This window comes from Aliidiomarina quisquiliarum, assembly GCF_023922585.1.
Lineage (GTDB): Bacteria > Pseudomonadota > Gammaproteobacteria > Enterobacterales > Alteromonadaceae > Aliidiomarina > Aliidiomarina quisquiliarum.
Genome location: NZ_JAMFTN010000020.1, coordinates 142,713 through 165,761, shown reverse-complemented (window position 1 = coordinate 165,761; position 23,049 = coordinate 142,713). Strand labels below are relative to the sequence as shown.

The 23,049-nt window shown below is 47.0% G+C and carries 18 protein-coding genes; 5 read left to right on the top strand and 13 right to left on the bottom strand.

Annotated elements, in window-relative coordinates:
• Positions 1–4: 4 nt before the first annotated feature.
• Positions 5–2,194 carry a YfaP family protein gene (locus M1L23_RS07635; protein WP_252626752.1) on the bottom strand — a complete coding sequence of 730 codons (2,190 nt, stop codon included), beginning with the start codon at positions 2,192–2,194 and terminating at the stop codon, positions 5–7.
• A 227-nt stretch (positions 2,195–2,421) separates the two neighbouring features.
• On the opposite strand from M1L23_RS07635, the gene M1L23_RS07630 reads away from it, so the two are divergent.
• From M1L23_RS07630 to M1L23_RS07620, 3 genes are all read left to right on the top strand, one after another.
• Positions 2,422–3,879 carry an NAD-dependent succinate-semialdehyde dehydrogenase gene (locus M1L23_RS07630; RefSeq protein WP_252626751.1) on the top strand — a complete coding sequence of 486 codons (1,458 nt, stop codon included), beginning with the start codon at positions 2,422–2,424 and terminating at the stop codon, positions 3,877–3,879.
• Between the two features lie 125 nt (positions 3,880–4,004).
• Positions 4,005–4,874: an MBL fold metallo-hydrolase gene (locus M1L23_RS07625; RefSeq protein ID WP_252626750.1), complete on the top strand. Its 870-nt coding sequence runs from the start codon at positions 4,005–4,007 to the stop codon at positions 4,872–4,874.
• 21 nt (positions 4,875–4,895) lie between these two features.
• Complete coding sequence (locus M1L23_RS07620) at positions 4,896–5,651, top strand: sulfite exporter TauE/SafE family protein (protein ID WP_256473672.1); 756 nt, start codon at positions 4,896–4,898, stop codon at positions 5,649–5,651.
• 17 nt (positions 5,652–5,668) lie between these two features.
• Here the strand turns inward: M1L23_RS07620 and M1L23_RS07615 are convergent, their stop codons facing one another.
• The 3 genes from M1L23_RS07615 to M1L23_RS07605 all read right to left on the bottom strand — a co-directional run bounded on the left by M1L23_RS07615 (position 5,669) and on the right by M1L23_RS07605 (position 8,591).
• On the bottom strand, positions 5,669–6,229 hold the full coding sequence (locus M1L23_RS07615) for a gamma-glutamylcyclotransferase (RefSeq protein ID WP_252626749.1): 561 nt from the start codon (positions 6,227–6,229) through the stop codon (positions 5,669–5,671).
• A gap of 18 nt (positions 6,230–6,247) precedes the next feature.
• The gene (hemN, locus tag M1L23_RS07610) at positions 6,248–7,612 is read right to left on the bottom strand and encodes an oxygen-independent coproporphyrinogen III oxidase (RefSeq protein WP_252626748.1); all 1,365 of its coding nucleotides are present in this window, start codon (positions 7,610–7,612) and stop codon (positions 6,248–6,250) included.
• A 112-nt stretch (positions 7,613–7,724) separates the two neighbouring features.
• Positions 7,725–8,591, bottom strand: coding sequence for a putative RNA methyltransferase (locus tag M1L23_RS07605; RefSeq protein WP_252626747.1), 867 nt, complete (start codon positions 8,589–8,591; stop codon positions 7,725–7,727).
• A gap of 56 nt (positions 8,592–8,647) precedes the next feature.
• On the opposite strand from M1L23_RS07605, the gene M1L23_RS07600 reads away from it, so the two are divergent.
• Entirely contained in the window at positions 8,648–10,876 is a 2,229-nt protein-coding gene (locus M1L23_RS07600) for a patatin-like phospholipase family protein (RefSeq protein WP_252626746.1), read from the top strand.
• Positions 10,877–10,888: 12 nt separating this feature from the next.
• Here M1L23_RS07600 and M1L23_RS07595 read toward each other — a convergent pair whose 3' ends face one another.
• The gene (locus M1L23_RS07595; protein ID WP_252626745.1) at positions 10,889–11,845 is read right to left on the bottom strand and encodes a YeiH family protein; all 957 of its coding nucleotides are present in this window, start codon (positions 11,843–11,845) and stop codon (positions 10,889–10,891) included.
• 28 nt (positions 11,846–11,873) lie between these two features.
• Positions 11,874–12,452, bottom strand: coding sequence for a TMEM165/GDT1 family protein (locus M1L23_RS07590; RefSeq protein ID WP_252626744.1), 579 nt, complete (start codon positions 12,450–12,452; stop codon positions 11,874–11,876).
• Between the two features lie 110 nt (positions 12,453–12,562).
• Here M1L23_RS07590 and M1L23_RS07585 point away from each other — a divergent pair, with 110 nt between their 5' ends.
• On the top strand, positions 12,563–13,174 hold the full coding sequence (locus M1L23_RS07585) for a LuxR C-terminal-related transcriptional regulator (RefSeq protein ID WP_252626743.1): 612 nt from the start codon (positions 12,563–12,565) through the stop codon (positions 13,172–13,174).
• 8 nt (positions 13,175–13,182) lie between these two features.
• Here M1L23_RS07585 and M1L23_RS07580 read toward each other — a convergent pair whose 3' ends face one another.
• From M1L23_RS07580 to M1L23_RS07550, 7 genes are all read right to left on the bottom strand, one after another.
• On the bottom strand, positions 13,183–14,229 hold the full coding sequence (locus M1L23_RS07580) for a malonyl CoA-ACP transacylase (RefSeq protein ID WP_252626742.1): 1,047 nt from the start codon (positions 14,227–14,229) through the stop codon (positions 13,183–13,185).
• Between the two features lie 10 nt (positions 14,230–14,239).
• Entirely contained in the window at positions 14,240–16,426 is a 2,187-nt protein-coding gene (locus tag M1L23_RS07575) for a thiamine pyrophosphate-dependent enzyme (RefSeq protein ID WP_252626741.1), read from the bottom strand.
• 3 nt (positions 16,427–16,429) lie between these two features.
• Positions 16,430–17,614, bottom strand: coding sequence for an acyl-CoA dehydrogenase (locus M1L23_RS07570; protein ID WP_252626740.1), 1,185 nt, complete (start codon positions 17,612–17,614; stop codon positions 16,430–16,432).
• Positions 17,615–17,760: 146 nt separating this feature from the next.
• A complete protein-coding gene (locus M1L23_RS07565; RefSeq protein WP_252626739.1) occupies positions 17,761–18,450 on the bottom strand; it encodes a hypothetical protein in 690 nt (229 codons plus the stop codon).
• A 33-nt stretch (positions 18,451–18,483) separates the two neighbouring features.
• A complete protein-coding gene (locus M1L23_RS07560; RefSeq protein ID WP_252626738.1) occupies positions 18,484–19,209 on the bottom strand; it encodes a hypothetical protein in 726 nt (241 codons plus the stop codon).
• A gap of 30 nt (positions 19,210–19,239) precedes the next feature.
• Positions 19,240–21,654: a zinc-dependent metalloprotease gene (locus tag M1L23_RS07555; RefSeq protein WP_252626737.1), complete on the bottom strand. Its 2,415-nt coding sequence runs from the start codon at positions 21,652–21,654 to the stop codon at positions 19,240–19,242.
• A gap of 92 nt (positions 21,655–21,746) precedes the next feature.
• A complete protein-coding gene (locus tag M1L23_RS07550) occupies positions 21,747–22,946 on the bottom strand; it encodes an OmpA family protein (protein WP_252626736.1) in 1,200 nt (399 codons plus the stop codon).
• Positions 22,947–23,049 lie beyond the last annotated feature (103 nt).

Below are 23,049 nucleotides of genomic sequence, written 5' to 3'. Positions count from 1 at the left end.
GTTTCTATTGCTCGCTTGGTGCCTGTTTAACTGGAAACTGCATGGTTGCTTCTGGCGGCATACCATTCGCCCAAATGTCGGAACCACTTCTAGGTACATAACGGTCTACTCGTAACACACTTACACTACCGTCTTCAGCAACAGTTACGTCGAAGGCAATCCAAGTATTAGTACTGCTGCTTCCGCTATTGGCGTCTTCGCTTGGGGCAAATACATAGTTTTCACCATTTACCTGCAGCTCTACGCGAGTAGGCGACTGGAAAATTGTGCCACTGCCGCTGTAATGGTGCACTGCGTAACGATAAACACCAGGGTACGGGAACGCTGGCACTGTTGTTACTTCAGGCCCATAGCTGGTTACATCATCCACATCAAGGTCTATAGTTACACCATTAACAGTTTCTTTACGGTTAGCATAGTAAACACGGAAACGTTCACTACTAACTGTGCCATTGGGCACTGTTGGGCCCATTAGGTGGGTGTCTAAGTCGCTTGGGTTCGCTCCCCAAGTTAGGGTTACCCGCATTGCACCCTGTATAGCCACCACACATTCTGGCAAAGTCAGGTCTGTTGCACCTACTTGCACTGGGAAAGTGGTGCTAATTCCGCTGGCGTCATTCACGGAAATAAGCAAGCGGCTATTGGGCCTAACTTGAATGGAGTAATTACCTTCGTTGTCGGTGTAGGCGGTCGAGCGACCAATATAATCTACCCCTTCAGCTCGTATACGAACATTGCGCCGAGGTGTTTCATTATCTTCTTCAAACACGCAGCCATTGATACGCACGGAATTGTATAACACCGCCGCATTCCAGAATGAAAAGTGTTTTACGTCACCTTCATAATACTTTGCACCGCTGTTGGCATCGGTTTTCAATGTAGCTTGGCCTTCTACTCCCCATATTCCGGTTAATTCATTGAAGTAAATTAATGGCACCGTGGCCGGTGGATTAGTGGCTCGTTCCGCTAAAGGAATTCGGGCCGTAGCTACTACGCCTTCGGCTAGGTTCACGGCATTACCACTGCTATTTACAAAACTAGCATTTATGGCACCAAACGACTCAATTTGCTGAATTGTGCCTTGTACCGGATCGTAAGCTTCGTACTCGCCTGGCATAATGTCTGGATCAGACGAGCCATCGATATTCGTTAACCTAGCTGTAATGTCTGTACTTGCATAACCGTCGGCATCGACAAACCCATTAGCTGGCACGGTAACTGATAAAGGTGAGTTTTCAACAGTCACTGTTGTTTCTTGTGCACCATCGAAGGTTACTTCGGCGTCGACAGAAATCATTGCTATTGAAACACTAGTGGAAGGGTTTTCAACGCTGGTTCGGCCCACATCGGAACGGGTTGAATAACCATCAGCAATGGCTTGCATGACAAGGCGTTCTTGGTAGCCAACTCCCTTTACCGTAACACGACCTTCGTCGTTTGTTTCAACGCTATCTAACAGCGTATAGGCATTTTCATCTTCTATTGCTGCCCCTTCTGCACCACTGAACACATAAGCATTCACAGTTCCGTTCACTATAGGCATAGCAGTTTGGTAGTTTGTAACTAACACCGAAACTGAACCAAAGGTAGTGCAGGAAATATCGATAGCAGGTGCTTCTTCTGCAACTACAAACTCGCTTGGCGTAATTGTACAAGTATGGCCAGCCATTGCATTTAAACTTAGCTTAATCACGTCACCTGGGCTTACCAACGGGGCTAGCTCGGTGTCACCCTCACCGACAATGTGGCTATAGTCGGTACCATTAATTGAACTACTTAGGCTTAGGTCGCGTTCGTTACCGCTAACTGAAAGCTGCATAGCAAATGTAGGTATAACCACTATGTCTTCACAGCTTACCGCAACATTATTAATATCAGCTCCTGCAAATGTTACTTGTTGTGGCGCCAACGTACATGTTTGCCCCTCTGGGGCTGTTGTTATTGATAAATTAACCGTGGTTTTGTCTTCCCATTCGGTGCTGAATGAAAAGCTTCCATTCGCTGCAACTGTCAGGGTTTCGGTATTAGCTTTAAGCTTCACTGCACCACTTAAACCACTAGCATTACCTGATAATGTATATTTTTTTGCTGGTTTGTCGTCACTTGAACAGGCGGTTAAAGTAGCTAACGTTGCCACCACAGCAAACATTTTCAGCAACCCTAGTAGTGCCCGATAATTTGAATTTTGATTCATGGTATTCTCCTCGGCTCCATTAATTACGCCGATTAAAACTTAACCAATTGCAACCTTTGTGTAAACATGTTTGTGCGTTTCACCTGCTAAAGCTCATAGGTGTCTTTACTGCGCTTTTACTGCGCATTAAAACTATGACAGTCTTTCAAGTTGAATTCGTGTAACGTGATAGCACTATTTTTGCCGCACTATTTATACTTACTCTATGCCCTAGAAGGACGTTATTTATGCCTCTTAGCCACGCTGCGAAACAGCTTATTCACAATCAATGCTTAATAAATGGTACTTGGGTTAGTGCTTTGTCGGGCGACACTATTACGGTGCGTGATCCGGCCACCAATGCGGCTATTGTTAACGTGCCCGCTTTAAGCGACGCAGAAATAGAACAAAGTATTCAAGCAGCCACCGCTGCGGGAAGCCCATGGCGGGCTAAAAGTAGTGCCGAACGGGGGCTGTTATTACGTGCATGGTTTGATTTAGTAATGCTATACCAAACCCCCCTAGCGCAAATAATGACCCTTGAGCAAGGTAAGCCTTTAGCTGAAGCCAAGGCTGAAATTGCTTATGCGGCCAGTTATATAGAATGGTATGCGGAAGAAGCCAAGCGTAATTATGGTGAAACTATTCCTGGCCCGAACAGCACTACGCGTATTGTGGTTACCCGCGAGCCGGTTGGTGTATGCGCAGCTATTACCCCTTGGAATTTCCCTGCCGCCATGATTACCCGCAAGGTAGCGCCAGCCTTAGCGGCTGGCTGTACCATTATTGTTAAGCCAGCTTCTGAAACACCGTTAACGGCATTGGCGTTAGCCGACTTAGCCATTGAAGCGGGTATTCCAGCAGGGGTGCTGAACGTAGTAACTGGTTCGGCCAAGTCGATTGGCAAGGTGCTTACCAGTAGCCCTAATGTGCGCAAGCTGAGCTTTACTGGTTCAACTGCTGTAGGCGCCCTACTTATGGCCCAAAGTGCGCCTACGGTGAAACGGGTGTCGTTAGAGCTTGGTGGTAATGCACCCTTTATTGTGTTCGACGACGCCGACATTCAGGCTGCCGCCCAAGGCGTGATAGACAGTAAGTTTCGTAACGCTGGGCAAACCTGTGTGTGTGCTAACCGCATTTATGTACAACGCAATATTTACCCACAGTTTGTGGCGGCATTAAAAGAAAAAGTAACTCAACTTAAAGTTGGCAATGGTTTTGAACAGGGCGTAGCTATAGGACCATTAATTAACCCTGCAGCAGTAGAAAAGGTACAAGCACATATAGCCGATGCCTTAAAGCAAGGCGGCGAACTGCTACTAGGTGGTAAGCCCCACATGCTTGGCGGTAATTGGTTTGAGCCCACTATTATTGGCAACGTACCGCAAACAGCCCTATGTGCCAAAGAAGAAACCTTTGGCCCTTTTGCGCCGCTATTTATATTCGACACCGACGAAGAAGTAATTGCCTGGGCCAATGACACCGAATTCGGCCTTGCGGCTTATTTTTATGCCAGCAACATTCACCGTGTGTACCGTATTGCCGACGCGCTCGAAGCCGGCATGGTTGGTATTAATACGGGTTTAATTTCCAATGCTAGCGCACCTTTTGGCGGGGTAAAGTCTTCGGGTATTGGGCGTGAGGGCGGCCGCCAAGGGCTAGAAGAATATACCGAGCTGAAATATATGTGCTTTGGCTCTGTTTAACCCGCGCTTGAATCGGAAACTTCGATTAAGCCAATCAGCCCTTGATAGTTTAAAAAGTTATATATTTATGCAATATTAGCATTAACTAATTTAATGAATGTTTTTGCACTAGCAAAGGAGAATATATGAGCTCGTCAGTTTTGGTTAAAGCGTTCCTCGATAGCGACAGCGAAACCTTTAGCTATGTTGTGTCTGACCCGATCACCAACAAAGGTGTGGTTATAGACCCTGTGCTCGACTTCGACTATAAGTCGGGCCGTACGGCTACCACTAGCGCACAAACCATGTTGGACTATATAACCGCTGAACAATTAGATATTGAATGGGTACTAGAAACCCATGCCCATGCGGACCATCTTTCTGGGGCGCCTTTTTTCCGCGAGCAAATTGGTGCGAAAGTAGCCATTGGCACTGAAATTAAACAAGTGCAAAAAATTTTTAAAGAGGTATTTAATCTTGAAAAAGAATTTTTACCCAATGGCGACGTATTCGACCGTTTGTTTGACGACGGCGATGTATTGCAGGTGGGTAACTTAACTATTCGCATTATGCACACGCCTGGCCATACGCCTGCCGACCTTGCTTACATTGTGAACGAGGAAGTAGTCTTTGTGGGTGACACCTTATTTATGCCCGACGTAGGCACCGCCCGCTGTGACTTCCCAGGCGGCGATGCGCGCACCTTATATCAGTCTATTCATAAGCTATTGGCGTTACCCGACCACATGCCCATGTACGTATGCCATGACTACCCTCCTGAAGGCCGTTCGCATGAGTACGAAACCACCGTAGCAAAGCAGCGGGCGGAAAACATTCATGTAGGCGGGGGGGCTACGGAAGATGAATTTGTTGCTAAGCGTGAAGCCCGCGACGCGACGCTTGAAATGCCACGACTTATTTTACCTTCTATTCAGGTTAACATTCGCGCCGGCCACATGCCGCCAGCTGAAGACAACGGCAAAGTGTATTTCAAATTGCCAATTAACCAGCTGTAAGCAACACATAAGGACGTTTTAATGATTAACGCAATACTTGGGGCCATTCTTATTGGTTTGAGCCTTGGCGTGTTTGGTTCGGGCGGTTCAATTTTAACGGTGCCGGTGCTGTTGTATTTAGTGCACATGCCGCCTGATGTGGCAATTGCTTCGTCGTTATTGATCGTGGCGGCCATTAGCTTTTCGGGTAGTTTGCTACAAATTCGTAAAGGCATGATTTCATGGCCCCATGTACTACTGTTTGGTATTCCAGGCATGTTTGGTACTTATGGCGGTGCTTGGTTAGGTAGTATTACCGACGCCCGTTGGCAGTTACTGCTGTTTGTTGTGCTTATGCTTGTTGCGTCGGTATTTATGTGGCGCAATAAAACCGCACATATAGCGCCCGCTGCAGAGAAAATAAAAGTGCCGCGGGTAGTAGCCGACGGTTTAGTCGTTGGTGTTATTACTGGTTTTGTGGGCGTGGGCGGTGGCTTTTTAATTGTGCCTGCCTTAGTACTGCTAGGTGGGTTAACTTTACCCATAGCCATTGGTACCAGCCTATTTATTATTGCTATTAAGTCGGTGGTAGGTTTTGCAAAGTACTACGAAGTGCTTAGCGCCACCGACTATATATTTGACTGGTCTATTATTGGCTTAATTATAGCCGGGGGCGTGCTGGGTAGTTTCTTTGGGGTGTGGATTGGCCACCGTTTACCCAAAGAAAAACTGCAAAAAGGCTTCGCTATATTCTTGGTTATTATGGGTGTATTTGTACTGGTGCGTTCGGTGCTATAACCAAGTTAAACTGTCCGCTAACTGAGCGCCAGCAAATGGCGCTCGATAGCAAACACATGTTCGTCTTCAACATTCAGCTTTCGCAATGCGGCAGCAAGTTCAAGTAAATACTCGTCGTTGGGCCCGCTTGGGCCCACCGATTGCGCAATATGCTGGGCAATGTCGGCTTCGCTGGCAGGGCCCAAAAACGCGACATTTTCTTCCGTGGCAATATAAACCAAACCTTCTACTTCAGTACCGTCGGCAAAGTGCAGCGGTGTTTCAAACCGCAAGTAGCCATTTTTTTCACGATGATCAAGGTGGCCAAATACTTCAGGGGTAACCTTATAAGCCATACCCATGCAGCTTGAACCGGGTTGTTCAATAAGCGTAGCTACTCGGCCGGGGGCTTTAGGTGTACCGCGGTGGTCGTGCGAACCTTGCCAAAAACGCCGCACCCAATTGTCGATACGAGCGGGCTTTCGTTCTATATAGTCAAAGTCTACTTTATAAATTAGCGAACCATAGCCAAACAACCATACCGGCTGCCCTTCTACTAAGGTGCTTTGCGCTTGGTTAATTGCCTGTGTGTCGATCATTGTTACTGCTGCCTTTCATTAAATGACTTTTGAATACGACTGCTGGCCTTGTTGTAAGTAAATATCAAACGTTGAACAGATACTTCTAACCAGTAACCGCCCTGCTTCCGTTACGAAAATATGTGTTGCTGTGCGTTCTACTAAGCTGTCGTTTATAAAGGGCTTTAAGCGCGCCAAACTGTCGGCAAAATAGCTTTCAAAGTCGATATTCCACTTCTTGGCAAAGGCAACGGTGTCTAAGCTGAAGTGACAAATTATTTCCGCAATAAGGTCGGCGCGAATGGTGTCGTCGTGGGTTAAGCTAACCCCTTTCACCACCGGCAATTGTTGCTGTTCAATACAGCCGTAATACTTGTTTAATTCTTTTTCGTTTTGCCAAATTACACCGTTAATTTGGCTTATAGACGACGACCCAAGCCCAAGCAGTGCGTTCGAACCATGGGTTGTGTAACCTTGGAAATTACGTTGCAACTTACCTTCTCGCTGCATTTGCGCTAGCTCGTCGGTTGGTAACGCAAAGTGGTCCATGCCAATACATTGGTAGCCCGCCTCGGAAAACTCTTCAATGCCTAACTGTAACAGCGACAGCTTGGTGTCGGCCGTTGGCATGGTGTCGTCTTTAATTTTTCGCTGCGACGGAAACCGGCTAGGTAAATGAGCGTAGCTAAATAACGAAATGCGGTCCGGCGCCCAAGCTATGGTTTTCTTTAAGGTGTAGGCAAAAGTTTCTGGTGTTTGTAAGGGTAAACCGTAAATTAAGTCGAGGTTGATAGAATTAAAACCAAGCTCTTTCGAGTGTTTAATAATAGCGTCGAGCATAGATTCTTCTTGTACTCGGTTGATAGCAATTTGCACGTTTGCATCTAGATCTTGAATACCATAGCTTACTCGATTAAACCCTAGCTTACGCAGGTGCGTCAGCTTGTCGAGAGAACAACTGCGGGGGTCTATTTCAATACTTATTTCGTGGCCCGCATGAACGTCGAGCGACAAATGCTGTTCTATCATTAGCATTAGCCTGGTTAGCTGTTCTTCAGTTAAAAAGGTTGGTGTACCGCCGCCTAAGTGCAGTGCGCCTACGCCCCGGTGAGCAATCAGCGGCTGGTAGTATTGTAGTTCTAACTCGAGCGCGTCTAAGTAGGTGTCGGCTTTGTCTTGGTGGCGAGTAATAACTTTATTGCAGCCGCAGTAATAACAAAGCTTATGGCAAAACGGTAAGTGAATATACAGGCTTAACCTGTCGTTTGTTGCTGCCAGTGCCTGTTTAACCAGATCATGGTCAAAGGGCTCGGCAAGCAACAGCGCAGTTGGATAAGACGTGTACCGTGGCCCATTAATATTATAGCGTTTAATAAGTTCTGGATCCCACGTAAGCCCCTGCATAACGATTACCTCTGCTGTGCGCTGTCAATTAAAAAGCATTAAGTTGAAGCTATTATAGCCATTTTACTCGCCTCTTTCATTGATCTGCCACAAGGGCCAAGCGAACCCTGCTTTAGGCCTTGGCAACACGATGATACAGCACACATTGCATATCAACCGTAACAGTTAGTTGCTGCAACTGCTGTAATCGCGTTAACGCATCGGCAGTAATGCGATGCACATGTGGGGTCATGGCCAGCAGGTTTAAAATGTCGTTGTTGTTATTTAGCTGCATGGTAAAGTTTACTGGGTGGCTTGCTTGGTAAGTAAAACCCGCCTTGGCTTCGGGCACAGTCGGTTTATTATGGCTTACCTTGGCATAAATAATCTCTCGCAATTCATGCAGGTGAAGTGGGTTCGGCTCAACAATAATAAGTAGCCCGCCTGGCTTTAGCACTCGTGCAAACTCTTCGTATATGGGAAAACCAAACACGGCGCTAATAACATCAAAGCTGGCGTTTGCGGTAGGCAAGTGCGCATTCGAGCCCACTACCCACTGCACCTGCTTGGTCCGCCTTGACGCCGCTTGTATGGCCCATTTCGAAATGTCTAGCCCTAATACGGCAACTGCCTGATCGCCTTTATAATTGCTGGCATGTGCAACAAACTGTTGTAAGTAGTAACCTTCACCGCAGCCGGCGTCTAAATAAGCTGGCGTTAATTCGGCCTTATTGCTTATATGCTGTAATACTAACTTGCTTAGTGTTTGGGCTACAGGCTGGTAGTAACCGCTATCAAGAAAATGTTGTCGCGCCCGCACCATGTCTTTGTTATCGCCGGGTTGCAACGACTTCTTTTGCTGCACGGGCAACAAGTTTACATAGCCTTGTTTGGCGCGATCGTACTGGTGCCCATGCGGGCACTGCCACCCTTGCTGATTACTGTATAACGGTTGCTGATCAAGTGGGCAGATTAAATGCTTAAAACCATGAATTTTCATGAATTCTCATTATACTAACTTATTCCTTTGTGCCAGCAGAATAATAGCCCTTGCTTATGAATACAACACGGAAGATGTGCCACAAGTTTTCTAGCGTACTGCTAGCCGTTTTTCTGTTGCTGTTATTAGCTTACACCCAGCCAGTGCAAGCAACAGCACCACGGGTGGGTTTAGTGCTGGGTGGTGGCGGTGCAAAAGGCTTAGCACATATTGGTGTGCTTAAATATTTAGAAGAGCACCAAATTCCCGTTGATTTTGTAGTTGGCACCAGTATGGGTGCTATTGCTGGCGGTTTATATATTCAGGGTGTATCGCCAGCAGAGCTTGAACGCTTAGTACTTACGGTTGACTGGTTACATGTATTTACCGACGCGGCGGGCCGTGAATTTAGTGGCATACGCCGTAAAGAAGAAGACCGTATTTTCCCCCTGCAAGCTACTATTGGTTATTCCGAGCGCACCTTTAAGTTTCCCAGCGGTATTATTCAGGGCCAACGCTTAATGCCCTTATTACGCAGCTATTCGGTGAACCGCCAAGATATTCGCCACTTCAACGACTACGCCTTACCTTTCCGCGCGACTGCGACAGATATTGAAAGCGGCGAACTAATTGTTTTAGAGCAAGGCGACATTGCCTTAGCCATGCGCGCCAGCATGGCCATTCCTGGCGTGTTCACACCGGTTAATTTGAATAACCGCTTTTTAGTTGACGGCGGTATAACCAACAACCTACCTATTGATGTAGCGCTAGCGATGGGTGCCACGCAGCTTATTGTAGTTGATGTAGGCGACCTACAGCCCAACATAGAAAAACTAAATGGGCCTTTTAGCATGATGGAACAAGCTGTTAACCTAATGATTCGTAACAATACCCTTGGCCAATTAAGCCAGCTGCGCGAACAAGACATTCATTTAGCACCAGACTTACTTAGTGCTGAAGTGACAGCTGCTAGCTTTGATAAGGCCTCACACGCCATTCGCTTAGGCTATGAAGCGGCAGCACGCCATAGTGCTGTATTACTTAAACTTTCCACGAATGACGCAACATGGCAACGCTACCTACAACAATTACGTAATCAACACCAAAACTTCACTCCCAGTTGGTTTAGCTTACAGAATGAATCGGCTTTACCCGACGATTTGCTTTGGGCCAATATGGCTACCGAGCCTGGCACTCGCTTTAATGCCGAAATGCTTAACCAAGATATCGAACGCATTTATGGCTTAGGGTATTTCGATCAAGTGGACTACCAGGTAGTGTGGGACGAGCATAATAATAGTGGTGTAGAGCTTCGCACCACGCCGCGTTCATGGGGGCCCGATTACTTAAGCTTTGGTTTAACCCTTGAAGAGAATTTTGACAGCCAATCGAATTATCGAGCCGCGGTAAGTTACCTGCGTACCGCTTTTAACAAGTACGGTGCTGAATTTCAAGCCGACTTGCAGGTAGGTAACGAGCCTATAATTCGAGCTAAATATTGGCAGCCTTTACGTCGCGACGCCCGTGCCTACGGCAGTATTCGTGCTAGTGCGGGGCGCAATAATGTGAATAGGTATTTGCAGGGAGAACTATTAACCCGTGCTCAAGTTAGTCGCCAAACCATTGGGGTTGATTTAGGTACCCATTGGCAACACACGGCCGACTTGCGCATAAGTTACGACTATGGTTCTGGTCAAGCTAAGGGGCTAAATGCGCTGACTGAAAGCGTTCAGCGGGTTCATTTTAATAGCGCCACCATTAGTGTAAGCGCACTGTTTGATTCGTTAGACAGTGTACACCTGCCTAAACAAGGTACTTTTATTGAATTAAATTATGCCAACAGCAATAAGGCCCTTGGTGCTGATTTAGACTATCAGCAACTTAACTTTCGTTACCTTGGTGCTAACACGTGGGGCGACCATACCCTGGTTGTAGGTACACGTTTAGGAACCACTACAGCAGGCACTAGCCCTTTTTATGACCGCTTTTCACTTGGTGGTTTTATGAATATGTCGGGCTACGAATTGAATGAGTTCAGTGGCCAACACTTGGCCTTTGGGCAATTGGTATATTTGAAGCGACTAAGCTCTAGTCGTCGCTTTGGCACCTTACCGGTTTATATTGGCGCCGCCGCAGAAGCAGGACATACCTGGGACCAAGGCGAACAAGTAAAAGCGTCTGACTTAATGTATAGCGGTTCACTGCTGGGGGTAATAACAACACCTTTAGGCGCCATTTACATTGGAATAAGCCGTAGTAATGAAGGGCGAACCGGCGCATATTTAGCCGTAGGCCGACCTTTTTAAATTCACCTAGGCTTAAATAAAGTAGTACACCCAGCTTAACGTAACAGCAGATATTACAACCCACAGTGCTATGGCTAAAAGCATGGGGCGTAATCCAGCTGCTTTTATAGCTGCAAGCGAAAGGCTAGCCCCAACTAAATATAAGCACACCACCAACAAGCTTTTCGCCACGTCAAACACTAGGCTATAAACCGGTGCGCCTTGCGGTATAAATTCGGCAATAAGCATGGCAATTACATAAAACACTATAAAAAACGGTATAGCTGGCTTTTTTACCATGCCTTCAACTTGCTTGTTTGTTCGTGCATACCACCAACTAAACGTTAGTGCTAAAGGCACTATGGCCAAAGCACGAGTTAGTTTAAGCGTAGTGGCCAGTTCTAATGCTTCGTTACCATAAAACCCAGCAGCGCCTACTACCGATGAAGTGTCGTGAATAGCCAGTGCTGCCCACACACCAAATTGTTGCTGGCTTAATTCGAGCATTTGCCCAACCCAGGGGAAAATCCATAGCGCCGTGGCATTAAGTAAAGACACACAACCTAAAGCAACACCAATATAGCGGCTATTAGCTTGTATTGCTGCAGCCACCGCGGCAATGGCGCTGCCGCCACAAATAGCAGTTCCTGCACCGATAAGGGTGCCTGTGGTTGGCTCTATTTTTAGCAGCCGGGTACCTAAACTTGCTAGCAACAAAGTGGCTAGAATAGAAACCACTAGCAAGGGCAAGTATGCCAAACTACTATTCATTGCCGAGCTTAAACTTACGCCAAAGCCCATACCCACAATAGACCAAGCCAACAAGCGCTTCAGTAGTTGTTGAATATCTATGTGGCTTGGTACAAAGCCAGCTAAAGCCATAGCTAAACCGATTAACAAGGCCACCGGCGCATTTAACAGGGGCGTTAAACAAAGCAAGCCAACAAAAACAAAAATAATATGCTTTAACGAAATTACCTGAGGTTGCATGGAGCCTTCCTATTGGTGGCTTGGCAGGTTATTTGCTTAGTAAACCTGCCGCTTGTGCAAAGGCGAGTAAACCGAACAGCACAAACATAACAGCACCGAAGTATTTTATACCTTTTACTGGCAAACGGGTGGCAAATTTATTACCAAACCATAAGGCTGGCCCGGTTACTGCAATGAGCCCTAAACTAGCCCCCATAACCACAGGCAAAAACACTTGGTAAGTACCCGCTAAGGCAACCACCGCTAACTGGGTTTTGTCGGCCATTTCAGCAGCAAAAAACATTAATGCAGCAGCTAAGAACACCCCTGTATTAGACAATTCATCTTTCACTTCTTCGGCTTCACTTTCTGGCCTAAGCAGCCAAATTGCCATTAATATAAATACAGCCCCCATTACCCATTGGTGCCAGTTCCCTGCAAACCAGCTGAACAACACTACACCAACTAAACCTGCTAACGCTTGGTTGGCCAATAAGCCTAGCACCATGCCAAAAAAAATTGCCCATGGCCGCTGATTGCGCAAACCTAATATTAGCGCTAACAGCATAGACCGGTCTCCTACTTCAGCCACACTTACGGTGGCAAAAGAAATCCAAAAAGCTTCCATATTTATATCCTATTAGTTATTAAGGTATACCTACATTGCATGATCTAAATCAATCCTTTTATTGCCTTATTGTGATGAAATCAGCCATCGAATTTTATTTTAGGCAAGGTATGTTTACGCAACGGTCGCTACAGGTATTTGATCCAGAGGATTTAATTACCAAATTCCAGCCTGAACTCTATGAATCTACACATATTTCGTTAGTAGACATTCGGCGTGGGCATAGTGAACCTAACCTACCTTTAATGTTAGTTAGTCCAAAGTCATCGCCACAAAAAGTTATGCAATTGTTAACCAGTATTAAAAAGAAAATTAATCCCAGTCATATTATTTTACTTAGCCGCTACACCGACAATTCAGGCTTATGTACCACTATAGAGTTAGGTATTAAGCACTGCTTAAACCTAGAAGAGCCTACAGACAAGTTAATTTCACAATTAAAGCAAGTTAAGGCCGGCGACATTATTATGTGCCAAGCAGCTTTAAAAGCGCTTATGAGCTGCCTGCATAAAGACACCGCAAACAAGGGCGAATTACTTGCCAGCCTTACCAAGCGCGAACGTCAAATACTTATTCTTATTAGCGGTGGAAATAGTAATAGCGCAATTGCAGAAGAGTTAGAAATAGCCGAGGGCACGGTAAAAGTTCATGTTAAAAACCTTCTTCGTAAACTCGGCCTGAAAACCCGCTTGGCTGCGGCTAGCTGGTTTTACGGTAGCTAGCCTAGTGTTTATTTCACTGCTTGTTGGCGTTGGCCGTCCATCCCCATTGCAAGCAACAGCGGTTGGTTTTTTTGCCGCGCAATAAAGTCTTGTTTATCGGCTAAGTCCTGCCAATTTACTTCGATCATTACTTGCGCCACTGCCCCGCCCATAGTGCTACCAGGGCCGGTTAAAATAAGCACGTCGGGTGCAAACTCCTTCATGGCTACTTCTATGGCTTGGCTAAAGTTATAGGTTTCCGTTACCTGTGTATTCAAGGTGTAGTCGCGCAAGGCGTCGGCTTGTGTGCCCGACGGATGCCATATTCGCCCATCACCGTCTACCAATGGAATAGTCGGAGCTGTAAAGAAATCGGTGGGGAATTTTTCAAAGGCTTTCACGCTACCGCCCTGCATAAGTGGGGTATGAAATGCGCTATGCCCCGGCAGTTCGAGCGGGTAAATACCGTCTATATTGGGTAACTGCTGCATAGCACGGCGAACTGCTGCATGGCTGCCTGCTAGCACTGCATAGCCACCAAATTCAATCGACCAATACAGCTGGTCTTCCGCGCTTACAGCAGGGTCGTTTACTAATGCATCTATGGCCTTGCGGTTGGTTTCGCTAGCCAGCCAGTTGTCGTCTACTAGTGGGTAAATAAGCTGCCCACCAAGGTTTGCACCTTGAGTAAGTGCAGACATACCCGACACTAGTTCAAAACCTTTATCGGCGTTTAAGGCGCCAGCGCAGGCCAAGGCAATATACCAACCCATGCTGTTACCTGTTACGGCAACAATGTCGTATTCGTCGCGGTTAATACTTAAAAAGTCGCCATAGGCACAGCTATAAATTAGCGGTGCGGCATTTTCAGCTTGCAGGTGTTCGCGGCTTTTAAAGGCTTTGGCACTGTCTAAGCTTTGAATGGTGGCCAAGCCCTGCTGCTGCCGCTGCACGTCGAAACGGGCCAGCATGTCTAGTTTGTCGCTATGGTGGGTGTGAAAGTAACCTAGTTCAGGGCGGTTATAGGTACCTCGCCCTGGGCACACTACCACGGCGCGTTTTTTTACTTTGCTCATATTGCTGTACTCATAATTTCTTAGCCTTTTCTACAATACCTTCAACGCTTGGCAATACGTAATACGCCGCTTTTGCTAATGGAATAAAGCTGTCGTCGGCAGTTAACCGCGCTACTTTATGCTTGCTACCGGCTTCTTGTAAGCGTGTCATAAGCTCTTCCGACAAAGAGCCAGTTTCACGACACTCATCAACTATAAGCACTTTCTTACAAGGCGCTATTGCCTTCAGTAGCGATTCCATGGGCAATGGGTGCAACCAGTTCAGGTCGATAACCCGTGCTTGAATGTCCTGCTCAGCGAGTATTTTTTGCGCTTGGCAACTTAAAAAGAATCCATTGGCGTAGCTTACAATGGCAAGGTCGGTGCCCTCCCCTGTAGTGCTTACTTCACCAAAAGTTATGCGTTCGGTGGGTTCAGGGTAGTCTTGCTGCCAAAGGTTGTCGCCTGGCTCGTGTAAGTCTTTGGTGTTGTATAGGGCGATAGGCTCTAAAAACACCACCACACGCTTTTGTTCGTCGGCTAAACGTACTGCTTCTCGCAACAACTTGGCCGCGCTAGCACCGTTCGACGGACATACCAACACCACCCCGGGCAAGTCTCGGAACACCGTAATGCTGTTGTCGTTATGGAAATGACCGCCAAATCCTTTTTGGTAGCCTAAACCGGCAATACGAATAACCATGGGGTTAGCGTATTTGCCCGAACTAAAGAACTGTAACGTGGCCGCTTCACCACGAATTTGGTCTTCCGCATTATGCACATAAGCCAAGAATTGTATTTCTGGCATCGGCAAGAAACCGTTATGGGCTAAACCAATACCCAGGCCCAATATACTTTGCTCGTCGAGCAGCGTATTAATAACTCGGTTGGGGCCAAAGCTGTTTACTAAGCGGTTAGTAACACCGTACACACCGCCTTTTTTGCCAATGTCTTCACCCGCCATAACAATATTGGGGTATTGGTGCATAAGGTCGAGCAGCGCCCAGTTAATTAATTTATTCAGGGTTTGCGGCTTGCCCACATTATGTTTGTCGTGGCTAAACAAACGTTCACGTTGTTCGCCAGCGGCCACCGGTGGCACGGCTTTAGCTGGGTAGCTTGGCGCGATGTCGGCCATAACTGCCGCGGCGTCTTTTAGTTTTGGTCGGGCAATTGCCATGCGGCCTACCGCATGAATACGCTCGTACAAACGTTCCGCATGTTCACGCATGCTAGCTTGATCAGCAATACCTAGCTGGTTCAATAAGGCTAAGCTAAAGCGTAATGGGTCTTGGCTGTCGTTATGGGCAATTTGCTCTTTGGTTAAATAGGTCATTTCGGCGTCGGAGCCCGCATGGCCGTACAAACGTACACAGCGCATGTGCAAAAACACCGGTTTGCGTAGCCTACGTGCGATGCGCTCGGCTTCTTTCGAGGCACGATACACATCAAGCAAGTTACGGCCGTCGCAACTCACGTATTCCATACCGGGGCGGTGGCTAAAGCTAGACTCAATCCAGCGGTGCGGAGTGGCCGTACTAATGCCAATGCCGTTGTCTTCACATACTAATACCACTGGCACCGGCACACTTTGGTACGACGCCCAACAAGCCGCGTTGATGGCACCCTGGGTGGTACTGTGGTTGGCCGAAGCGTCGCCAAAGCTGCAGAGTACGACACTGTCGTTGGGTACTACGCCGCTGTGGTTAGTGCGCTTGGCCAAACCAATGCTGTAGGCCATACCCATGGCTTTGGGTAAATGCGAGCCTATGGTGCTGGTTTGTGGTGGTACAAAGTGATTATGGCTACCTAAAACTTTATGCCGGCCCGACGAAATCGGGTCGTCGGCGCTGGCCGCAAAGCTTAGCAACATGTCGTAAATTGGCGTGCTACCCGGCACTTGGCGTTGGCGCTGAATAAAGAAGGCACCGCTGCGATAATGTAAAAACGCCATATCGTTGCTACGAAAGGCGGCTGCAATGGTGGCGTTATTTTCATGCCCGGCCGAACCGATGGTGTAAAAGCTTTCGCCTGCCGCTTGCAGCTCTCGACTATGTACGTCGAGTAACCGGCTAGTAAGCTGGGTGTCAACTAAGTCGAACACTTGCTGCTTGGTTAAACCCAAGCTGGCTAATGAAGGCAATGGCCCAAATTCGTCATCGAGATCAAGCAGGGGCTGATCAAACAGCCCCTTCATTAAACGTTGGTACAAGGTCATAAGTTAATTGCCGAAAGCTGCGATGTCGGTTTGAGCACGGCCTAAGATAAGCGCGTGCACGTCGTGGGTGCCTTCGTAAGTATTCACCGCTTCCAAGTTCATTACATGGCGAATAACATGGAATTCGTCGGCAATGCCATTACCACCGTGCATATCGCGCGATACACGAGCAATATCGAGGGCTTTACCACAGCTATTGCGCTTAATTAAGCTAATAGTTTCAGGAGCCAGTACGCCCGCGTCGGACAGACGGCCAGCCTGTAATGCCGATAATAGTGCAATATGAATTTCCGTTTGCATGTCGGCCAGTTTCTTTTGAATCAGCTGGTTTGCTGCCAATGGGCGGCCGAACTGTTTTCTATCGAGGGTGTATTGGCGTGCTGCATGCCAGCAAAACTCTGCTGCACCAAGCGCTCCCCAAGCAATACCGTAGCGGGCTTTGTTTAAACAGCTAAAAGGACCTTTTAAGCCGGTTACTTCTGGGAACATGTTGGCTTCTGGTACCAACACGTTGTCCATAACTATTTCGCCGGTAATAGAAGCACGTAGGCTGAATTTACCTTCTATGGTAGGTGCACTTAAGCCCTCCATGCCTTTTTCCAACACAAAACCACGAATAACACCGTCAAGCTTGGCCCACACCACGAATACGTCGGCAATAGGGCTATTGGTGATCCACATTTTGTTACCCGTTAAGCGGTAGCCGCCGTCAACTTTCGTTGCTCGGGTGGTCATGCTGGCAGGGTCTGAGCCTGAATCAGGTTCGGTTAAGCCAAAGCAACCCACCCATTCGCCAGAAGCTAATTTAGGCAAGTATTTTTTGCGCTGCTCTTCACTACCAAAGGTATAAATTGGATACATAACCAACGAGCTTTGTACGCTCATGGCACTGCGGTAGCCACTGTCGACCCGCTCTACTTCACGGGCAATCAAGCCGTAGCACACATCGCTTACACCTGCGCCGCCGTATTCTTCTGGCAAAGTAGCGCCTAATAAACCGAGCTCGCCCATTTCCGTCATAATTTCACGGTCAAAACGCTCTTCGCGGTTCGCCGTTAATACACGAGGCATTAATTTTTCTTGACAATAAGCATGGGCGCTGTCGCGGATCATGCGTTCTTCGTCGGTTAACATGGAGTCGAAATTGAATGGGTCTTGCCAATTAAATGAAGGGCGGAGCTTGCTCATAAGAACCTCTAATTATTAAAACACTTAAGCCATATAGGCTGGCCATATGGCTCTACTATAGCGACTTTTGTTGGTGAATGCCTAACGACCGATGGTCGGTTTAATACAACTTTATACTGGTCGGATCTTAGTTCGTGGCTGCACGGTTAACTGCCACCATACACTCGTTTGCTTAGCACCCAGCGTAACGGTTTCCCCGCCCCATTATTAATGGTCAGTGATTGATATTCATGATCCAAATCTATTGCGCCTGATTCGGTTATTGCCTCATAAAATGACTTCAAGTCTATTCCCGTACGCGAGTCGTTTGACCACAGCTCAATCACACACATTTGTGTTCTGCATTGAACATCGCTTATTTGTATATGGCTGAGCTGCTGGCTACCTTCCATTAAGTCTTGTAATAATGTGCTCATATTATAAGCCCACTCATGGTTTACGGGTTCGTTCGCTAACTGTTCGTCTATTTTATCGAACTGAATTGGCAGATATGAATTGTTTCGACCTGTAGAGCTCCTTGGTTGTTGCGGAGCCCTTGTTTGTGTCGCGTTTCGTTCCAGGTTGTTAAACTGCTGCTCGAGCATTTCAACCTGTGCCATTAGTTTATTATTGTCGTGCTCGAGCGTATCAATACGAAGCTGTTGGCCAGTATCCACTATGAATTCATTATTGGATTCTGGCTGAATATCTGCCACTTCTGTAGCTGTATCAGCATGGTCGAGCATGAATGGTGTCGTACGCGACCCGCTGCTATACGGGTGTTGCTTCGACAGCATCAGCCAACCGCCAAGTGCCAAAATAATCACCCAGTAAACTATGTGTGTGTAACGACTCATAACTTTTCCTTGTTGTGTTTAAACAGCCCTGACTTAATGGCCACCTTCTTCTTTTAAACTAATAACCCATTGCACTGAGTTATCGTCGCTATTAAGCATAATAAGCGAATTATGGGTTTGGTTATTAACCACTCCCGCATTTGATATCACTTGGTGAAAGCCCATCATGTCAAAGTTTTTGTTTTTATCGTAACTGGATAGGTCAATAGCACATAAACTGGTTGTGCATTTTACGTTTTCAAGTTTTAAATTTCTTAATTCATTATGAGTAAGCATTAGGTCTTGAACGAGTATGTCTAAGTTGTAAGCCCACTCATCGTCGGCCGGCTCAGTTGCCAACCGCAGCTCGACTTCTTCTGCTGTTAATACCCCAGGTGGGGCGCTTTTAAACAGTGCATTCAGTTGTTCCTGTGACATTTGGTCAAATTGAATGGCGTTACGGCCTTGCTCATTCAGTGGCTGGTGCTGGCTCGTTGTTAGTTGCTGCTCTAAACGGTCAACCAGCGCTAACAACCGAGTATTGTCTTGTTCGAGCTCCTGTACCTGCACCAACAATTGCGCCACTGACTCGTTCTGCTCAGCGGGCGCCAAGTTCATTGCAGGCCGCTCTGCACGCTCACTATTTATTATCTGTGGCCTTTCTTGCGCTGCGGGCGCCGAAGACGACGCCCTCATGTGTGGTTGTTGTTTGGTCAACATAAACCAGCCGGCAAGTGCCAAAATAATCACCAAGTAAACAATGTGAGTATTACGGCTCATAATTTATCCTTGTTCAATTATTTATTCTTTTTATATAGGCGAACCCGGTGGTAAATCTACCGCTGTGAACGACTCAGGCCAAGCACCCGTATTTAATAACTCGTCAATACAGTGCGCCAAGTGCCCGGCAAAATCACGACTGCTATAACGGCGTGAACGACTGTCGCTAACCAAACGCTGTTGTAATTGGCCAAGTTGCGCACGTATTACTGCGCGTACTTCTGGTGCAGTGCCTTCATTTAGCAGCGCGCTGCCTAAGCGGTATGCAGTTAAGTAAGCCACTCGCTGCGCTATGGCGTCGTTACTATTTTTTAGTGGACCAAAGGTTGTTGCTATTAGTTCCGCTAGTATTTGTTCCGGCCCTGCAATGGCTTTGTCGTGCTGATGCTGCCACTGCACCCTATTTAAACGGGCACTATGCAACAACATGGCGAGCGTGTGGTTGGCGCTTGCTTCAGCAATGGTTACTGGGTCGCTAAAAATATCCATGCGACTAGCGAAATCTTCCCGCGAAACTACCGAGCCCATCGCTTTCGGCACCATAAGCCCTTGAATGTGCGTTGGTAAACGTAAAAAGTCTGCATTCAAGGTATATAACAGTGCTGCTAATGCATTTTTCTGATCGGCGGCGCTTACGGGCCGGTAATCGACTTCGCCTTCGCCATTTACAAAGTATTTGTAGTGCATACCACCTACTAATTTAGCGGTTGCGTCTACCTGGTAACGATGCAATAAATACATGGGTACCAGCATTTGTTCGAGCTCGTCGAGCGGGCGGCCTGGAGCTAAGTTATGTGCACCAAAGTTTTCTAATACATAACTGCGCACTTCCGCTAAACGCATTAACTCATCGCTTGCACTAGCGCCATTGTCCCATAAATGCGCGGTAGGATGACCACCACCCTCGGTGCGGGTGTCGCGGTCGGAAATAAAGGCATAATTGTTATCTGCCGCTTGCTTAAGTAGTTTTTTTAAACCTTGTTCTTCTGCTGCTGGCGATTCAAACTCCGTATACCCATAAGCTATTGCAAACTTGTCCCAAGGACCCATACCAATGGAATATGCGCGCTGCAGGGTTAGCTTACCTTCGTCGGTAAATTCAGCCAACGGGTGTGGGTAGTCCATCACCGATGCGCGATTTTGTGGGTTAGCGGCAAAGTTATGGGCAATACCTAAGGTATGGCCTATTTCATGGGCCGATAGCTGCCGAATACGGCTAATGGCCATGTCTTGAATAATCTTTAAGCGGTCGGCGGTGTTTTTGCCCGCTTCGTAGGGTGGTAACATGCCTTGCGCTAGTAACATATCTTGGCGTACGCGTAATGAACCTAAGGTTACATGGCCTTTAATAAGTTCACCGGTACGTGGATCAACCACCGACGAACCATACGACCAACCACGGGTAGCACGGTGTACCCATTGTATTACGTTATAACGTACGTCCATAGGATCTGCGTCGGTTGGTAATTCCTGCACTTGGAAAGCGTTGATATAGCCAATTTCTTCAAACGCTTCATTCCACCAGCGAGCACCGTCTAACAAAGCACTGCGCATGGGTTCTGGCACACCTGGGTCGAGATAATAAATAATCGGCTTAACTGCTTCGCTACGAGTTGCAGTAGGGTCTTTTTTGTTAAGTCGGTGCCGTGCTATAAAACGTCGGTCCATGGTTTCACCCAAAGGCGCGGCGTAATCTTGAAAGCCGCGGGCATAATAACCACTGTTCGGATGAAATGCGCGGGGCCTATAGCCTTCGTCGGGAAGTTTAATAAATGAGTGATGTAAATGTACCGTTATTGCCGATGAGTCGGGAGCTACCGAGCGTAAGTACTGGCCAGCGTTTTTACCGGTAAAGGTAATTTTTGCTTCAAATTCGGTATTTTTGGGAAATGACTTGGTGCGATCTAACCACAGAATAGAACGCGAAAGGTCGATGCTAAATTCACCTTCGTTTTGGCGTTTTAGTCTTTCGGCTAAACCATGAATGTCTGACATTAAAAATGGAGTGTAGTCAACTAACACTGCTTGGTTGTTGCTAGCTTTTACCTCGAAACCATATAACACCGAGTTGGCAAATGCTTCTTCAACACTTAACTGTTCGGAGGCATTTTCTGTGCGAGCCACAAATTGGGTATTTTGCTGGGTAAGCAGCACCTTAGGGCCGTGCACACTAAATTGCACTATACGTGTTCTGCCAAGTTGGCCACGGTCTAAGCCAATGTCGTTCGAGCCAACACCACGGGGCAAGCTGTTTAAAAAAATAAAGGGCTCTGCATTGCGCGGCACTTCCAAATAGACTTTATCGGCTTCTTTGTCCACATAGAAAGTGTAATAACCTACTACCCGTTCCATTTTAGTAGTGAATGTGTTTATTGACTCTGCTACTACTGTAAATGGCAGAATCAACAATAAGAACAACCAAACATACATGTGTCGCTGCAACATAAAATGTCCTCTACTTTTAGTGTTTTTGTATGGCTATTTTAGTGGTATAAAAAAAGGAGCCCTAAGGCTCCTTTTTAACATGCTTTACAATATTAGTCGCGTGATGAAACAGTAACTGTTGTTTCAATACGACGGTTGCGAGCGTTCGCATCTAAAGTGATACGGTTCACAACTGGTTTGTTCATACCGTGGCCTACCGCTTTAATACGTGAGGCATCGATACCGTACTGATTCTTTAGAATGTCGGCAACTGCGTTCGCACGACGCTCTGAAAGAGCTTGGTTATATTCAGCAGTACCGATTAAGTCGGTGTGACCTTCAATTAGAATATCTAATTCTTCGTTAACACCTACTAGTATAGCTAAGTCACGAATTGCATCGTAGTAACGCTCTGGTACATGTGCAGAGTCGAAGCCAAAGGTGACGCGTAAGTGGTGAACTTGTGACTGTTGCTCGTAAACACTGCAACCACGCTCGTCAACTGAATGACCACGAGGGGTGTTAGGGCAAACGTCGCGATAGTCTGGAACACCATCACCGTCTGTGTCGGTGGTGCGGTTTACACCAACTAGTGCAGTGCGAATTTGCGGCGCAAATTCTTCGTCAGTTCGTGTTACTTGACTAGCACGCGTGTCGGTTTGAACTTGAGCAGTATCGCGTGTTGATGCTGCAGTACTTGTATCACGGCTGGTGGCAGCAATAGCGTCACGACGTGCAGCTTCTTGGCGAGTACCCTGAATACGGGCTAACGCCGGGCCTTGATCACCAAAGCTCATTATTAAACCAAATACAACTGCGTGGTCTTTGAAGCCACCACCTGATTGGTAAATGTATTCACCAGACCATGAAAGTTTGTCGTTAATTGCTTGGCGGTAACCAGCGGTACCACGAGCGGCACGAGTTACGTGTTCGCCAACTTTCATAGAACCAAAGCCTGGTCCGAAGTAAATACCGTTGTCTAAACGATAAAGTGCGTCGACACCAAGAGCATAGCCAGACTTACTACCACCGGCACCTTCAACATCAGCTGACAGGAAGTCGATGCTAGTACGCAACGACCAATGTTGGGTTAACGCTGTATTGAGTTGAAGACCAGGCGCAATATTCTTAAATCCGCTTTCAATGTTACTCACTGGGACCGTTGGAAATTGACGCGCGCTATCTAAATTGTAAACACCTAAACGCAAGCCTACTGACAATTCTTCTTTGTCGAAAGACGCCAATGCCTGAGGGCTGACGGCTAGGATCCCTGCCAGCAGCGCAGGCAGCGTAAAACGGGCAGATTTGATCATGTTAATATTCCTTTTTAATTTCATTTTCCGCAAACATCTTTTACCAACTACGGAGGTAAAACTGGTCTTGGCTAAAGCAAACTACATTTCAGTAGAGTACGCG

Bases quoted from the DNA above. Each gene is read 5' to 3' on its own strand.
- M1L23_RS07635 (WP_252626752.1), bottom strand. From the start codon at position 2,194: ATGAATCAAAATTCAAATTATCGGGCACTACTAGGGTTGCTGAAAATG.
- M1L23_RS07550 (WP_252626736.1), bottom strand. From the start codon at position 22,946: ATGATCAAATCTGCCCGTTTTACGCTGCCTGCGCTGCTGGCAGGGATC.
- M1L23_RS07615 (WP_252626749.1), bottom strand. From the start codon at position 6,229: ATGATCGACACACAGGCAATTAACCAAGCGCAAAGCACCTTAGTAGAA.
- hemN (WP_252626748.1), bottom strand. From the start codon at position 7,612: ATGCAGGGGCTTACGTGGGATCCAGAACTTATTAAACGCTATAATATT.
- M1L23_RS07560 (WP_252626738.1), bottom strand. From the start codon at position 19,209: ATGAGCCGTAATACTCACATTGTTTACTTGGTGATTATTTTGGCACTT.
- M1L23_RS07600 (WP_252626746.1), top strand. From the start codon at position 8,648: ATGAATACAACACGGAAGATGTGCCACAAGTTTTCTAGCGTACTGCTA.
- M1L23_RS07570 (WP_252626740.1), bottom strand. From the start codon at position 17,614: ATGAGCAAGCTCCGCCCTTCATTTAATTGGCAAGACCCATTCAATTTC.
- M1L23_RS07630 (WP_252626751.1), top strand. From the start codon at position 2,422: ATGCCTCTTAGCCACGCTGCGAAACAGCTTATTCACAATCAATGCTTA.
- M1L23_RS07595 (WP_252626745.1), bottom strand. From the start codon at position 11,845: ATGCAACCTCAGGTAATTTCGTTAAAGCATATTATTTTTGTTTTTGTT.
- M1L23_RS07590 (WP_252626744.1), bottom strand. From the start codon at position 12,452: ATGGAAGCTTTTTGGATTTCTTTTGCCACCGTAAGTGTGGCTGAAGTA.
- M1L23_RS07585 (WP_252626743.1), top strand. From the start codon at position 12,563: ATGTTTACGCAACGGTCGCTACAGGTATTTGATCCAGAGGATTTAATT.
- M1L23_RS07555 (WP_252626737.1), bottom strand. From the start codon at position 21,654: ATGTTGCAGCGACACATGTATGTTTGGTTGTTCTTATTGTTGATTCTG.
- M1L23_RS07605 (WP_252626747.1), bottom strand. From the start codon at position 8,591: ATGAAAATTCATGGTTTTAAGCATTTAATCTGCCCACTTGATCAGCAA.
- M1L23_RS07625 (WP_252626750.1), top strand. From the start codon at position 4,005: ATGAGCTCGTCAGTTTTGGTTAAAGCGTTCCTCGATAGCGACAGCGAA.
- M1L23_RS07565 (WP_252626739.1), bottom strand. From the start codon at position 18,450: ATGAGTCGTTACACACACATAGTTTACTGGGTGATTATTTTGGCACTT.
- M1L23_RS07620 (WP_256473672.1), top strand. From the start codon at position 4,896: ATGATTAACGCAATACTTGGGGCCATTCTTATTGGTTTGAGCCTTGGC.
- M1L23_RS07575 (WP_252626741.1), bottom strand. From the start codon at position 16,426: ATGACCTTGTACCAACGTTTAATGAAGGGGCTGTTTGATCAGCCCCTG.
- M1L23_RS07580 (WP_252626742.1), bottom strand. From the start codon at position 14,229: ATGAGCAAAGTAAAAAAACGCGCCGTGGTAGTGTGCCCAGGGCGAGGT.